This window comes from Microcoleus sp. bin38.metabat.b11b12b14.051, assembly GCF_013299165.1.
GTDB lineage: Bacteria > Cyanobacteriota > Cyanobacteriia > Cyanobacteriales > Microcoleaceae > Microcoleus.
On sequence record NZ_JAAFKD010000015.1, the window covers coordinates 1 to 12,958 of the forward strand.

Here is a 12,958-nt window from a genome sequence, read left to right on the forward strand (position 1 = left end):
CAGAGTAATTGTAAGTGCCGAAAGTTTCGTCACACACATAAGTTCCACCGCCAAAGATATCTGGGAAAGTGAATGCAGGCACTTCTATGTCGCAAACCTCATCCAAGATTTTCTTGTTGAAGTCCAGCACCCTGTCAATTTGACTTTGCAGTCCCAACAGTCCAACCCCGGAGTAATTGTAAGTGCCGAAAGTTTCGTCACACACATAAGTTCCACCACCAAAGATATCTGGGAAAGTGAATGCAGGCACTTCTATGTCGCAAACCTCATCCAAGATTTTCTTGTTGAAGTCCAGCACCCTGTCAATTTGGTTTTGCAGTCCCAACAGTCCAACACCAGAGTAATTGTAAGTGCCGAAAGTTTCGTCACACACGTAAGTTCCGCCACCTTCTATCAGCGGGAATTCTATGTCGCAAACTTTCTTGAGCATCATTTTGTTGATACCCAGAATTACATTTTGCTGCTCATACAATCCCTTCAGCCCTTCGCCAGCGTAGTTGTAAGGGATGGTAGCGCCGTCACATTCAATGAATCCGTTATTCTTGAATTCCGGGAATCTGTCGTCATCCTCCTTTTTCTTTTTCTTGAGTTTGTCCTTGATATCTTTGCAGCATTTGTCAATATCTTCTTTCGTCTTTTCTGCTGTTTTGAGAAGCTTTTCTAGTTGCGTGTCTATGGAGGTCAAGTCTGCTGTTGCTGTAGTGGTGATTGTTTGTGGCAGACTGATTGTTTGCGGAAGGACGGCGAGCACTTGTTGGCTCTGTGGTATTTGAGCGGTTGCAGCCAACCCTAGTGGTATTTGAGCAGTGGCAGCTAATCCTATAGGAATTTGGGCGGTGGCGGCTAATCCCATAGGAATTTGGGCGGTGGCAGCCATGCCTTGAGGAATTTGAGCGCTAACAGCCATGCCTTGAGGAATTTGAGCGCTAACAGCCATGCCTTGAGGGATTGCGACGGCTGTTTTTAAGGACAATCCGCTCATAGCTTTTGCCAATCCTTCCACAGCCGCGCCTATTAAGGTTATCCCTAATAAGATAGGCCCTAACAGTTCTGCGACACCTTCTGTGGTGACTCGCGGAGTTTTTGCGGAGGTTTCTGTACTGAGAGCCGTTATCTCTGCGATCGGAACTAACAATTCCACGACATTTTTCATGATCGGATCAACAATCCCATTTTTAAAGGTTTCTGGGATGGCTGCAATCATTCCTGCAAGAGGTGTTACCAGTTTTGAAATTTCTTGTAGTAACGGCTTGAAATCTGGCTGTGATTCCTGGATTAGTAACTTCAATCCTTCAATATCTAGGTCTAGTTTTTTCAGGAAATTTACAATCGGAGTTAATAAGTTTACGCCACCTTCTGAGACCTGATCTAGTGATTTTGGTCTGGCTATCGCCGAGGTATCTGCTGAGATTGGCGCAATATTTATGCGCCCTGCTGCTTTTCCTCCTGGAGTTAATGGGGCTCTGGGGCTAGGTTTCTCCGGCGATTTGATTTGTGGCATTACGGGCGATCGCGGATTTCCCGAAGGAGATAACGGATCTGCCCTTCCGATGCCGCTACCAAAATCTATTTCTGGCGAGGACGAAGGCTGAAGAATGGGAGCCGGCTTGGTTCGACTTGCTGCCGTTGCCGGATTAAAATTTGCATTGTCTCTGGGGTCACTTATCCCTGTTGTGGGGGTCTGGAGGCTGACGCCCGCGACCACTTTCGCTCCTATTGCTCCCAGTGCGCCGAGTCCTTGCCTGCCTAAATTTCCGAGAGCTTGTCCCGCGCCGTAAGCGATTCTGGCCGCGCCTGGAGCGGCTGGCTTCAATCCGGTTGGCGCGCTTGCTACGACTTGTGCGACTTTAGCCCCGACAGAGCCGGTGGCGGCCACTTTTGCTGCTGGGACGATCGGTGCCGCTGTTGCCGCTACCACACCGATGCCACCCGCTGTTTTTGTCGCGGTGGCAACACCGACGGCCGCCTTCGTTCCGAGCGCCGCCCCAGCAGCAACTTTTGCCTTGATGACGATCGGTATCAAAGGAATTGCAAGAGCGGGTGCTGGCATTACTCCTGTCCTCCGAGGCCGTTCCACAGGTCGGTTCGGACTTGCCTGATTTCCTTGATAACTGGATCGAGATCGAGGTCGATGTCGATCGCTCCAAGCTGCTGATTTATGTTTTTCAAAGCCTCAATAAATCTCTGGTCTATGTGATCTTTTATAATTTCTGACTGGCGGGCTTTTTCCGCCATGGTTCGTTCGATCATCGTCGCGATTACGTCGCACGGACAACACATTTCTTTTTTCCTTTTTGGTGGTGGAGAAGACGCGCCACTGAGAAACGGGGCGGATGGAGCGGCAGGTGTTGCACCGAAGCATCTACCTCTAGTTTCAGGATCGACCGTGAAATAATCGAAGTTAGGCCCGTTGCAAATAGAGTGTTCTGTACAGTGTTCGTGCCATGCTCCCAGTGTCGAAAAAATAGGGAATGTACTGTATATTTCATTCTCAAAACCTGATTCCCAAGAAATTGCGCTACCGACAACAACTTTAGTGATGCGACCGTTGACTATAGTGTTTGTAACAATACTTCGCCGACGGTAAGCAATAGGTTCGGTATCCCATTCACCCTCCCAGTTGTAATGAAGTGTCACGGAAATGTTGTCGCAGCTCATATTTTATTTGTTTAATTCATTGCTGCATCAATCTGTGATGCGGTTACTTGCCCCGGAGGCAATGCTGCGGTTGTTGGGGGTGGCAATTGAGGAGCGGGTCTGGGTGTTCTCGTCTCGCTACCTCCCCATCCCTGTTGCTGGTATTCCCGAAAGGCTCGAAAAGAATCATTCATTTTTTCAATCCCTTTAAATACCTTCCTCCTGCCTTGATCGATGACACTCGCCTCCGCTCCATAACCAATCCCTCTATACGAATTGTTCGGCGTGACTATATTTTGAAGCGAAAGTACATTGGTTATCGATCGCGATCGCCTGATAGCTCCCTCGGGTGAAAATGTGTTTCGTTTCATACTAAATCCTATTGACGGTGCAAACTCTCACTTGCGCTGTTCCGCCGATAGAAACAGCCGTTACATTTCCTTTAATCTCGCCCCCATCTTCAATTAGCAAGTATCGGTTGAGAAGTGGGTGCGCGGTATTTGAAGTTGTCGCCGCGAACCCATGCCTGATCCAAACTTCGGTATTCGGAGCAGATACTGATTGTATATAAATCTTGAGTATTCGGCGATTCTCGTTTGCACTGGCGAGAGTTGTTGCGCTAGCGCTAACAGTGATTGTTTGGCACGATTCCTCGCCAAGCGTTTCTATTGCTGTGTTTCCTATCGGCCCGTTGAGATTGTTCGAGCAATCTGAAATCCTACTCATATCGCCTCCTTCTTAGAGGTTTGAGTGTGTAATTAAATGCGCGGATTTGCGATCTTTGCATAAACTCTAACGGCGCGTACATCCTGCGTAGTCTAGGTGACGTAATTGTAGACAACGTTGTTGTGGTCTTGCAAGAAGGATGACTTTTCCACAACAAATCCCGTGATTGAAATCCAGTCATTTTGTTGCGTCGCTCCTGTGTTGTTGGCTAGTAGTCCGTGTCCCCGGTCAACCATCTTCGCTATTATTTTCCATCCGAAGCTGACGCCGTAAAATTCTAGGTCGGTAAAGTATTCGTTTGCTCCTGTTAGAAATATTGGTTTGACATTAAATATGTCGATCAGTCCAACTTCAAAATCTTGATTAGTTGGACTTCTCAATAATATTTGCAGTCCTTTTTTGGGGTTGCTGCGAAATAGTTGCGCCTTTTGTTCGCGTCTCGCCGTTGTGTCCGCAGGGTCGTCGATCGGCACCCAAGTTTCCGTCAGTGAATCGATGTAGGCGGCACATCGAATCACTGCCATGTACCCTTGGTAGTTAATGGGCTCACTGAGTACAGATGCCGTACTCGGCGTGTACAGAACAGCCTCTTGGTTTGGCGTTGCAGCCGTCATTCTCGCCGCAACTTGCGCGATTCTGTCCGGCATATCGATAGCCATTAATTCCTCTTGAATCTAGCTGAAGGTGTTCCCGTGGCAGGAGCTTGACTGGAAGTTCCTTGAGAAAAACTGGCTGCGGGACGCTCTGGAGCAACAGAGATTTGCGCCTCACCTGCTCTGGGTTGCCCGGAGCTAAATGCGTTTTGAGTGGCTTGTCCGGCTTGCCCTGCCAACTTCAAACCCGTTGTTAGCGCGCTTTGGGCGACCTGAGGGGCTTGTTTTATGGCTTGCTCCCCCGCTGTTCCTATTCGCCCCTGGATTTCTTTGAGCGTTTTGTTGTCCTTCCCGTATAGTAACTCAGCGCCTTTCCTCGCTGTGTTAACAAATGCGTTACCAGCTCCGGCTTTTAGATTGGTGAGGTCTTCGCTGACTTTCTCTTCAAAGGGTCTAATAAATATTTCTATCCCTTCTCGCTTTTTCTCTGCTAGTGCTGCGTCAGCAAGTTTTTGCGAATCTGCTAGAGAGTCCCCTGGTCTCCATTCTTCATGGGTGCTTGGGTCTTGGATTTCGGGGATGTAGCCAGGTGGGTAGGGTTTCCCTGTCTCTGGGTTGATAATAATTGGCTGACCGGATTTGACGGTTGCATAAACCGTGGTGTAGCCCATTCCGCCACCAAGGAGGTAAGTGTTTCCGCCACCACCAGATCCACCTTGGCCTCCAGGGACGCCACCAGCTCCACCACCGTATCCACCTTGCGCTCCAGGAGCACCATTAAGCGAACTGAAGTCCCCCTTGCCTAATTGAGCTGCTTGTTGCGGGTTGTAGATTGGTGTTACCCGAGGCTGGTTCGTAAAAGCTCCTGCTGCCATTTTTTACTCTCCTATACTAAATTTGGATTGGGCATGGATTGTCCTTTCCTGACGAGTATCCGAACTTGAAAGATGTACTGCTCGAATGGACGGGCGATGCCGTCTGAGACGACCTCTACGAGGGAAACTTCTGGCCCAAAAATTGCTAGCTGGCTATCTTGGCTTGTATCTTGGTTTTCCCAAATACGCAGGAATAGTGCTGTGAAGATTGATTCCGAGGTGTTAACTGCGATCGGAGCCAGCGGCGTGAAAGCGACAGGGTTTCTTGTGCTTATCAAATCCGCCTTTACAAAGGTTACGCCCGTAGCGGTTTGTGTTGCTCCATTCCCGAAAAACGCGGTCAGCGGTTTGTCTATTGCCATTTAGATTAAGTTGGGGTTTGGGAGCGTTGATATTGTGTCATCCTGGTATATCTCTATTTGGGAAATATACTTTCGCTGCCACTTGTTAAATCGGAATTCGAGACTTTGCTCGAATGATTGGATCACGAATTGTGAATCGGATGATTGGTCTTGATTCCTCAGCCATCTCAGCACGAGTGCTAGTGCTGATTGCTCGCTGCGATTCTCGGCTGCCGGGGTGAACTCGTAGCTCGGAGTGAGGCCTGTTGGCGCAACCAAATCACTTTTTAGGATGATGATTTGAGTGGCGGTTTGAGTGGCGCCTGCGCCGAAAAAATTGGTAAATAATGGTTCGCTAGGCATCTATCAAGCTCCATGCCAGACAATTACATTTATTGGTAGCCCTACTAACTGGGAAGCTGATACAGCGGGAATCCCAATAAAGGTGTTTACGATTCGAGGGGTGTTGGCGAACCAGCCACCACCCCCAACGAAAATGAATCGGGTTCCCGAAGTACCTAAAGTTTCCCTGACTTGAGCGAAAAGCCCGATTACTTTCTCGGGCGCAATAGACCCCAGCGAAATATTCGATTCCACGCCGATGGCCGCAACAACTCCGGTTAACAAGGTCGATCTGACAGCATGAAACTTAATTTCGTGAGCTCCTATCGCACTTGTCACCTCTGAATCTCTTGCCACACCAGCCGGAATATCGGCATCAACAAGAGCTACAGTGCTCTGCCTGTATCGCCCGTCCCCCTCAGTTTGTGTGAGGTAAGTAGGATGCGGATCGGCAGCAGCAACATGAGAGGCGATCGCACTTGTCACCTCTGAATCTCTTGCGATAGCAGCCGGAATATCGGCATCAACAAGAGCTACAGTGCTCTGCCTGTATCGCCCGTCCCCCTCGGTTTGTGTGAGGTAAGTAGGATGCGGATCGGCAGCAGCAACATGAGAGGCGATCGCACTTGTCACCTCTGAATCTCTTGCGATAGCAGCCGGAATATCGGCATCAACGAGTGCTACGGCGCTTTGCCTGTATCGCCCGTCCCCCTCAGCTTGCGTGAGGTAAATGGGATGTGGGTCGGTGGCAGCGACGTGATTTGCGATCGCATTTGCCACTTCTGTATCTCTCGCGATACTTGCCGGAATTTGTGGCTCTGTAATTCCATTCAGGTTGCTTAATGTTCCCATTTTTACTAGCTAATAATGGATTCGGAAACCATCACACTTGCCGTCCCCGCTGTGGTTATTAAGCTAATTGCACCCGTATATCGATAATTACTCGGCTCCGAATTCCAGTGAAATCCTGCCGGAATTGCTACCTCGTAAGCCGCTGAAGTGACCGTAGTCCCTTCTCGGAAAAGCACCGTTCCCGGCCCCGCATTGAAAAGCGAATAGTTCGCTCTGTTCGCATTCGCCGCCAAAGCTACCGATGCCGTTGTTGTAATCGCGGTTGCCGTAGTGGTTTTCGCTTGTCGAGCTTGCGGTGGCTGCTGTTGCTGCGTGGGATTGAGATTATAAATCGCGGCCATTAATCCTCCGGCTGTGAATCTATGATGAATATTTTCTTCCTGAAAGTTACGGCGCAAAGCACTCTTTTTCTAAGGAAACGCAGTACCTGGGATTTGCTTAGAAAATACTTGGCGCAGTAATCTTTGAGTGGTATGCAAGGAGGCGGATCAACTTGTGTCCCCGCCGAACCGTATCGCGTAGCTGGGTAATACGTGCGGTTGTTTTTCCCGTCCCTTCTTTTCACCTACATACGGTCGTTACATTCATTAATAATAAAAAAAAAGCCCGCTATGTGCGGACTTGCAACAACTGTTTATACAGTTAAAAATATTTCTTTATTTCTTTATTTCTTTGTTTCTTCATTGGTTGGCTGGTTACAGTGCTGCTGCAAGTATGCCTCTATGCAGTCCTGCACGATTTCCCACATTTTTCTTTTCCTTTGGACGCTGGCTATTTTTAGCTGGTTGTGAACGTCCGCACTAATCGCGACAGTCATTTGAATTTTACCTGTGTTCATTTTGCTGTATTTATTTATTTCTTTATTGCTTTCTTTATTTTATGCACTTACCTCGCCTGTTGCAAGGGTCTGCGAAGTGTCGTCGCTTTGCTTTTACCTTTAAACCCGACGAGCAATTTTCGCTCCAAAAAACGGACGTAGACACGACTTTTAGTTAGGCTTTAAGGGTCAACAAACAACCTCAATCATGCAAGTCTCACCAAGCGAAATCTTCGCAGGCTATACATTCGATATCACTACAAACGAAATTCGCATCCCTCTCGCTGCTCTCCCCGGTCTCACCGCAGCCGAAGCAAATGCCGCCACAGGGAACGGGATGGAGTTAATTCGGCAAATTGTCGATCGCACCCACAGCCAACTAGCATCGCTAGCCCCAACGGCGAGACCGACGAAGGCTACCGTGGCGAAACCCAATCCGTCGATCGCCTCTGGAGTAAATGTCGCCCCCGGCACCTTGCGACAAACCTACAATCTGGCTTTTGACTTGCAGCCAACAGCACTTGAACTAGCAAGCGAGGTCTAAAATATGGCAAGACCTGAAGGCATTACCTTTCGAGGAAGCAATTACCTCCCCGACTGGGGAGGCCCGACTCAAACATTTAATTACAAGTACACATTTAAAATTCCTGACGGCACTACCGATGCAATGATTAACGCAATCATTGCGGCCGTCGGCGGAAGCGTGATCGATACCAGGGGGGTACCCTGTGAGGATGAAGAGGGGTACTCGTGGACTCCTCGGAAGCTCAAATTTTGGTTTGAGGCGGGGAAAACAGTAAGCATTCCTGTTCCCAACAAAACTAACTTGGTTGCAGCATCGGCTGCCATTGCAACGCAATTACGCCAAATTGCTCCGGTTATTTGCGTATCACTTGAGGGCGAGACTTGGCGGAATATTATGGATTTGATAGAAGGTACTGGTACTACCACTTCTACCATACCAGCGGTACCTCTTCCTATTGCCAATACTCCTGCGGGGCAGAAGGAAACTTCCTACGTGGGCAGCATGAATTACGAAACCGACGGCCCATTTGAGATGTCTTCCAAAGCCTTTAAAATGGCTACGAACTTGGCGGGGAACGCCCCTTATGCCCAATATACAGACGCAATCAATAACTGCTTGATAGCTAGTGGCAGTCCAGTCAACACATCAAGCGCTAGATGCCCTGGGTTCCGCCAAATAACTTTTGATCATAGGCGGTTCAGAGTCGTGATGCTCCAAAACCGCAGGGTTGTCAAGAAAGATGGTGACGGGCCTGGTGCGGAATCGGAGGTTACTATCGCTAAATCAGAATTACTTGTTCCCATGAGCAGCCGAAATCCTGAGTTGATCAGGGCTTGCGGATTGGCTTTGCGTAGCGTGCCTCACACTATGTGCTTGGGGTACCGAGGGGAGTGGGACAAGCGATTTTCCTCTAAGAATCCTGGGGCTCTCTCTGCTCCCACTCCGTAAGGATGTTGTACCGGGCAAGTTACGTTACGGATGCGGGCAAAACTTATTTTTTCGTTTCCTTATCAGTCTCTGCAAAAGATTCTTTTTTGCCCGCAATTTTCAAAAGCAATGCTTCGCAAGGCGCGGGATTTTGCGCTTTGCCGACAACTATCAAACCAAGGGAAGCACTGCTTGTAGACACTTCCGGGGGCGAACACAAGATTCAGTATCCCTTTTCTCCGGGAAGCTCAGAATGGTTTGAACTCTGGGATGACATAAGTCAAAATCCAGAAATAATCTCCAGTCAGCGAATTGGAGAACGTGTGCAATTAAGCTTGAGGAATTTATGAGATTTATTCTGCTCAAAACCGAGTGCAATTCGGATGGGACTATTTCGTTTTTTGGGGCCAACCAATCAATCCGGCGTGCGTCAGGCAACTCTATCAACTGGATAGACTTGAAAGAGGCTAAGACTAACACGATCGAGCCGGACTTGTGCGACTTATTGTCTTTTGACGATGCCGACTCCGCTGCCGATTTTTTGAATGAGGCTGAGATGGTCGGCGTAGAAAATATTGTCGTCATTGGCGTTGACGCTGAGTGAGCAGTGTTGGCAAAATCAGCACCAGGAAAACCATTAGGGGAGTAGACATAAAACTCCGCTATTCATTGGATGATGGGGGTGAGGGGCTTGTTAATCAGAGGCAATATTTTGATGACTCTGGTTCACTTTCGACACCAATCACCCCCGCTTTATTAACGAGGCAAGTAACTGGCTTTAACAGCCCTGGAATAGAGAGAGTCGGCAAAATCGAGCCTCGCCACATAATCACCTGTTTTGCTTCGCAAACCAATTTATCTGGGGAAAGTAATTTTAAGGTTGTGATTCCTTACGCTCCCGGCGACCCTGGTCACATTGAGCAGATTCAAGAGATTGCAGGCTTTCAGTCCCAGATTGGAAATCCTTTGTCTCTGGCGTATTATGGTGAATCCTCCTGATGCTGACAATCATTTTCGACGGTCAGGTTCCGCCCGCAACTCCGACTTACACCGACTATTTCTCTGATGCGGTTTTCCTGATTTTCCAAAGCGATACCACTGGGGAATACGTAGAGACTGGGGAATTCATAGAGGTTGCTGTCGCCTTGTTTTCTAGGCTTCAATTTGTCCCATTATTGGAAAGATTGTGCCTTGATTTTCCCGACACGATCAACAGTATCGACTTAATCCCAATCCCAAAACTGTATCGTAACGATTTATTCCCGATGCGTCTACTGATTAATCCGAGTATCTCTTTTCACGCACGAATATATGCTGTCTCAGAAAATTAAGAGAAGCTCGACTGGGCAATTCGAGGTGACTTACGAACACTTGCCAGAATTTAAACTAGCCTTGAATTTCAATCCTATAATCCAACGTTTTAACCTTCAAGGCAACTTTTGCCTGCTGCATTGGCAAGCCAAACCTTTTGGACTCCGGCGATGGGGTATTTACGATGGCGAAAAAGACTCCTATTTTGCTTGCGAATGGAATCAGGTTGAGGTGTTGAAAAACCCACGATGCTTGCAGGTTGATGAGGCTCTTGTGACCACGGTGCCGACAGCCGTGCTGTGCTTTGAATCAGCGAGTGTTTTGCCCGCAATGTATACAAGGATAGGATGAAAAATGGAGAAACAGATTGAGCTACTTGCTGTGATCCTTGCATCCGTAAGCATCTTAGCTATGAATATAAATGTTGTGCAGAGCGGGCAAGGCACGTTGCGGAGGCTCGTCCTTAACCAAAAGAAAATTGATGCGGTTCGGAGTTTGAATGCGGTTTTGCAGGGGCGCATGAATGATGTGGAAAAATTTTTATCGGTCAATTACGGATACCAAGTCCGTGGTGTTGTCGAGGGCGTGATTAACGAATTGAACAAGGATTACGATAATGACGACACGGGATTTTAGTGACAAACTCTCTTATCGAATGGTTGTCGGTTCTGTTAGCCTTAGCGCTGTTATTTTTTCCGTCGGAACGGTAGGGCTAGCCTTTACTTCTGGGGTGGTTCCAGAGCAGTTAGTTGCCCTAGGCGTGGCATCTTTTTCAATACTAGGCGGCCTGTTAGCGCCTTCACCAAGAAATTAGTTTGTGAACAAACATGGCACACTCTTTACTTTTTGAAATGGCCTTAGCCAACAGCAATAATTTGCTCGAAGGGCTTCTTAATTTAACCTACCCAGATGGAAGCGTGATTCGCTATCGGGCGACATCAGGCTGCGCCGGGTGGCAGCGATATGGCGATGAATGGGTGCGAGGAAAAGGGCCTATTCCGGCAGGGGAAAAATATCAGATTCCAACCCTTGGCTATTGGCTGGACACTAGAGGCGTTGAGGGATTGTTTTACCACATCACGCCTGATCCGGTAGTAAGTGGTAGCAAGATTCGTGCAGAGTTAGGAATCCATTTTGATGCGAATCTACCCGGTACTGCTGGGTGCATTGGATTAATGAATCTGGAAGGGTGGCAGGGATTCTGTCGTCGCCTCTCACAAATCGCGGCCTTGGGCGTCGAACATCTCCCGCTGACTGTTCGGTATAAGTAGCTCGCTTGTGAGTTCGATCGCAAAAAACGCCCAGGAGTTCTTGGGCTTTTTTGTGTGGGATGTGGTACGATTTTAGTCCATATTTAGTCCAAGTTCTGATTGAGTAACTCAGAACTCTTGCGTAGTGCTATTTCCATATCTAGACTCAGAGGTCTGCAAAACCTCCACCCCCAGTTCAAATCTGGGTGCCGCCTTTATTTTTATGCGTTTTTCAAGGTCTGAAACAACGGATTTGCAAGGTTTCCAGGATTGTAACAGAGTGTATATCACGTACAATCAACTATAATCAAACACAGAAGGTAATGCAGGTTTAATGCCGTGGAAAATCTAGAACGCGGGCGACTCAACCAGGCGAACGGCCGATTAAGAGCGGCGAAAGCTGGGGTGGCCATTGTTCAAAGGTGTGATCGCCTGTATCTACAAGCAACACTCCCACCAAAGACCGACTCCGGTAAGGTCGTTTCTCATCAGCAACAAATCGCCCTTGGGATTTACGCAAGCCCTGCTGGAATTTCTTTTGCGGAGAAGGAATCCCGAAAGTTAGGCGTTCTGCTTGCCTCAAAGGAGTTTCTTTGGAGCCTGTATGTAAGTAAGAAGGAGTGTGAGCTTGAAACGATCGCCAATTGGATACAAAAATTTGAAGAGTCGAAGCGCCAGACGGTTTCAGTCACTACATGGAAGACCGACTACGCGCGACCATTTGGATTGTTGCCTGCTGACCAACCAATTACTACTGAGACTCTGTTAAGTGCTATTTCTCGAACTAAACCAAATTCTCGTCAGCGCCGCCGATTTTGTTTTGCCTTTCGTCAGTTAGGCCAGATTTCTGGACTAGAAATTGATGTTAAGGATTTGGTTGGGAATTACTCGCCTCCAACCTACCTACGGTTCCAATTCCCCTTATGGTTCTTGAAGGCTTCTAATACCAAAGCCTTTTCTTCCACACTAAAAGCGTTCGGTTCGGGGTCACTTTGCCAGTTGTATTTTATTTGGTAAATCCGCAGGCATTCCTTTAAACGGAGAGATGCGAAATCCACTAATTATTTTAAATTTAATCCCCCATTCAATCGCTGCATTTACGTAACTCAAGACTCGTTTTGTCCTAATGTTAGTAGTATCGCCAAGCAACCACGCGCGCAATTACAAAGCATCATCCTCAGACAAAGTTTGCTATGGACAGCGGTCAATATAAGCTTGAACGGTCACTAAATAGTGAAAAATTGTGGGCTTGACAGCAGGTTTTTTGAATTTCAAGTACCTCTGAAACAACTGAGTCAAAGTCTGTTCAGGTTTGAGTTTGACAGTCTCAATGACAGTCTAGTGAGTTTGGGATTTGTACTTTTTGAGGATAGGGTCAAAACCCTCGAACTTGATATCAGATTCAATCAGTTGGGCTTTGGCTTGTGCCAGTTACCAGTTTTCAGGGGTGTCAGACAGGTTGAGGTACAGGTACTTGCAGTTGCCCCCGCCAGATTTACGGGGGCAAATGCAAGCGCAGCCTACCACTGCGAGTCTGGACAACTACCGCTCCTTTTTTCGCCGTACTACGCGTCTGGGTCGTGGTAAAATGTCAAAATCAACGCGAGAATGTTAGCAATTTGGAGAGAAATTGGAGACAAAATTGGGAACAAACATCTGTGCCGAGGGTGAAACCCTTTGCCAGTATAGGGTTTCCAGAGTCGTGCTTGCAGCTTCCCATGCTGAACGTCGTGGGTTCGAGTCCCACCGTCCGTTTAAAAT

At 47.9% G+C, this 12,958-nt stretch carries 19 protein-coding genes; 9 read left to right on the forward strand and 10 right to left on the reverse strand.

Translation table 11 applies throughout. The features are described from left to right. From QZW47_RS16840 to QZW47_RS16885, 10 genes are all read right to left on the reverse strand, one after another. On the reverse strand, positions 1-2,050 hold a 2,050-nt coding region (locus tag QZW47_RS16840; RefSeq protein WP_293128854.1), incomplete at its 3' end, for a hypothetical protein. Next, the gene (locus tag QZW47_RS16845; RefSeq protein WP_293128856.1) at positions 2,050-2,658 is read right to left on the reverse strand and encodes a hypothetical protein; all 609 of its coding nucleotides are present in this window, start codon (positions 2,656-2,658) and stop codon (positions 2,050-2,052) included. The genes QZW47_RS16845 and QZW47_RS16840, both read right to left, overlap by 1 nt. 11 nt (positions 2,659-2,669) lie before the next feature. Continuing rightward, positions 2,670-3,008 carry a hypothetical protein gene (locus QZW47_RS16850; RefSeq protein WP_293128858.1) on the reverse strand — a complete coding sequence of 113 codons (339 nt, stop codon included), beginning with the start codon at positions 3,006-3,008 and terminating at the stop codon, positions 2,670-2,672. Positions 3,009-3,455: 447 nt separating this feature from the next. After that, on the reverse strand, positions 3,456-4,022 hold the full coding sequence (locus tag QZW47_RS16855) for a hypothetical protein (RefSeq protein WP_293128860.1): 567 nt from the start codon (positions 4,020-4,022) through the stop codon (positions 3,456-3,458). Beyond that, a complete protein-coding gene (locus QZW47_RS16860; protein WP_293128862.1) occupies positions 4,022-4,831 on the reverse strand; it encodes a hypothetical protein in 810 nt (269 codons plus the stop codon). Before QZW47_RS16860 ends, QZW47_RS16855 begins: the two co-directional genes overlap by 1 nt. Positions 4,832-4,842: 11 nt before the next feature. Then, positions 4,843-5,193 (reverse strand): hypothetical protein, encoded by a 351-nt coding sequence (locus QZW47_RS16865; protein ID WP_293128864.1) that lies wholly within the window; start codon positions 5,191-5,193, stop codon positions 4,843-4,845. Further along, positions 5,194-5,535: a hypothetical protein gene (locus QZW47_RS16870; RefSeq protein ID WP_293128865.1), complete on the reverse strand. Its 342-nt coding sequence runs from the start codon at positions 5,533-5,535 to the stop codon at positions 5,194-5,196. A gap of 3 nt (positions 5,536-5,538) precedes the next feature. Continuing rightward, positions 5,539-6,366 (reverse strand): hypothetical protein, encoded by an 828-nt coding sequence (locus QZW47_RS16875; RefSeq protein WP_293128867.1) that lies wholly within the window; start codon positions 6,364-6,366, stop codon positions 5,539-5,541. A 5-nt stretch (positions 6,367-6,371) separates the two neighbouring features. After that, positions 6,372-6,707, reverse strand: a complete 336-nt coding sequence (locus QZW47_RS16880; RefSeq protein ID WP_293128869.1) for a hypothetical protein — start codon at positions 6,705-6,707, stop codon at positions 6,372-6,374. 323 nt (positions 6,708-7,030) lie between these two features. Then, on the reverse strand, positions 7,031-7,204 hold the full coding sequence (locus QZW47_RS16885; protein ID WP_293128871.1) for a hypothetical protein: 174 nt from the start codon (positions 7,202-7,204) through the stop codon (positions 7,031-7,033). A gap of 187 nt (positions 7,205-7,391) precedes the next feature. Here QZW47_RS16885 and QZW47_RS16890 point away from each other — a divergent pair, with 187 nt between their 5' ends. The 9 genes from QZW47_RS16890 to QZW47_RS16930 all read left to right on the forward strand — a co-directional run bounded on the left by QZW47_RS16890 (position 7,392) and on the right by QZW47_RS16930 (position 12,214). Then, positions 7,392-7,727: a hypothetical protein gene (locus tag QZW47_RS16890; protein WP_293128873.1), complete on the forward strand. Its 336-nt coding sequence runs from the start codon at positions 7,392-7,394 to the stop codon at positions 7,725-7,727. 3 nt (positions 7,728-7,730) lie between these two features. Beyond that, positions 7,731-8,657, forward strand: coding sequence for a hypothetical protein (locus QZW47_RS16895; RefSeq protein WP_293128875.1), 927 nt, complete (start codon positions 7,731-7,733; stop codon positions 8,655-8,657). A gap of 325 nt (positions 8,658-8,982) precedes the next feature. Then, positions 8,983-9,240, forward strand: a complete 258-nt coding sequence (locus QZW47_RS16900) for a hypothetical protein (RefSeq protein ID WP_293128877.1) — start codon at positions 8,983-8,985, stop codon at positions 9,238-9,240. Next, a complete protein-coding gene (locus QZW47_RS16905; protein ID WP_293128879.1) occupies positions 9,237-9,635 on the forward strand; it encodes a hypothetical protein in 399 nt (132 codons plus the stop codon). The genes QZW47_RS16900 and QZW47_RS16905 overlap by 4 nt, the downstream gene beginning before the upstream one ends. Beyond that, complete coding sequence (locus tag QZW47_RS16910; RefSeq protein ID WP_293128881.1) at positions 9,635-9,967, forward strand: hypothetical protein; 333 nt, start codon at positions 9,635-9,637, stop codon at positions 9,965-9,967. Before QZW47_RS16905 ends, QZW47_RS16910 begins: the two co-directional genes overlap by 1 nt. Before the next feature lie 25 nt (positions 9,968-9,992). Next, positions 9,993-10,298 carry a hypothetical protein gene (locus QZW47_RS16915; RefSeq protein WP_293128883.1) on the forward strand — a complete coding sequence of 102 codons (306 nt, stop codon included), beginning with the start codon at positions 9,993-9,995 and terminating at the stop codon, positions 10,296-10,298. Positions 10,299-10,358: 60 nt separating this feature from the next. Then, positions 10,359-10,583 (forward strand): hypothetical protein, encoded by a 225-nt coding sequence (locus tag QZW47_RS16920; protein ID WP_293128885.1) that lies wholly within the window; start codon positions 10,359-10,361, stop codon positions 10,581-10,583. 191 nt (positions 10,584-10,774) lie between these two features. Continuing rightward, positions 10,775-11,218 (forward strand): hypothetical protein, encoded by a 444-nt coding sequence (locus QZW47_RS16925; protein ID WP_293128887.1) that lies wholly within the window; start codon positions 10,775-10,777, stop codon positions 11,216-11,218. 318 nt (positions 11,219-11,536) lie between these two features. Then, complete coding sequence (locus QZW47_RS16930) at positions 11,537-12,214, forward strand: hypothetical protein (protein WP_293128889.1); 678 nt, start codon at positions 11,537-11,539, stop codon at positions 12,212-12,214. Positions 12,215-12,958 lie beyond the last annotated feature (744 nt).

Coding starts and splice junctions, on each gene's coding strand:
- QZW47_RS16845 (WP_293128856.1), bottom strand. CDS start 2,658: ATGAGCTGCGACAACATTTCCGTGACACTTCATTACAACTGGGAGGGT.
- QZW47_RS16850 (WP_293128858.1), bottom strand. CDS start 3,008: ATGAAACGAAACACATTTTCACCCGAGGGAGCTATCAGGCGATCGCGA.
- QZW47_RS16855 (WP_293128860.1), bottom strand. CDS start 4,022: ATGGCTATCGATATGCCGGACAGAATCGCGCAAGTTGCGGCGAGAATG.
- QZW47_RS16860 (WP_293128862.1), bottom strand. CDS start 4,831: ATGGCAGCAGGAGCTTTTACGAACCAGCCTCGGGTAACACCAATCTAC.
- QZW47_RS16865 (WP_293128864.1), bottom strand. CDS start 5,193: ATGGCAATAGACAAACCGCTGACCGCGTTTTTCGGGAATGGAGCAACA.
- QZW47_RS16870 (WP_293128865.1), bottom strand. CDS start 5,535: ATGCCTAGCGAACCATTATTTACCAATTTTTTCGGCGCAGGCGCCACT.
- QZW47_RS16875 (WP_293128867.1), bottom strand. CDS start 6,366: ATGGGAACATTAAGCAACCTGAATGGAATTACAGAGCCACAAATTCCG.
- QZW47_RS16880 (WP_293128869.1), bottom strand. CDS start 6,707: ATGGCCGCGATTTATAATCTCAATCCCACGCAGCAACAGCAGCCACCG.
- QZW47_RS16885 (WP_293128871.1), bottom strand. CDS start 7,204: ATGAACACAGGTAAAATTCAAATGACTGTCGCGATTAGTGCGGACGTT.
- QZW47_RS16890 (WP_293128873.1), top strand. CDS start 7,392: ATGCAAGTCTCACCAAGCGAAATCTTCGCAGGCTATACATTCGATATC.
- QZW47_RS16895 (WP_293128875.1), top strand. CDS start 7,731: ATGGCAAGACCTGAAGGCATTACCTTTCGAGGAAGCAATTACCTCCCC.
- QZW47_RS16900 (WP_293128877.1), top strand. CDS start 8,983: ATGAGATTTATTCTGCTCAAAACCGAGTGCAATTCGGATGGGACTATT.
- QZW47_RS16910 (WP_293128881.1), top strand. CDS start 9,635: ATGCTGACAATCATTTTCGACGGTCAGGTTCCGCCCGCAACTCCGACT.
- QZW47_RS16920 (WP_293128885.1), top strand. CDS start 10,359: ATGAATATAAATGTTGTGCAGAGCGGGCAAGGCACGTTGCGGAGGCTC.
- QZW47_RS16925 (WP_293128887.1), top strand. CDS start 10,775: ATGGCACACTCTTTACTTTTTGAAATGGCCTTAGCCAACAGCAATAAT.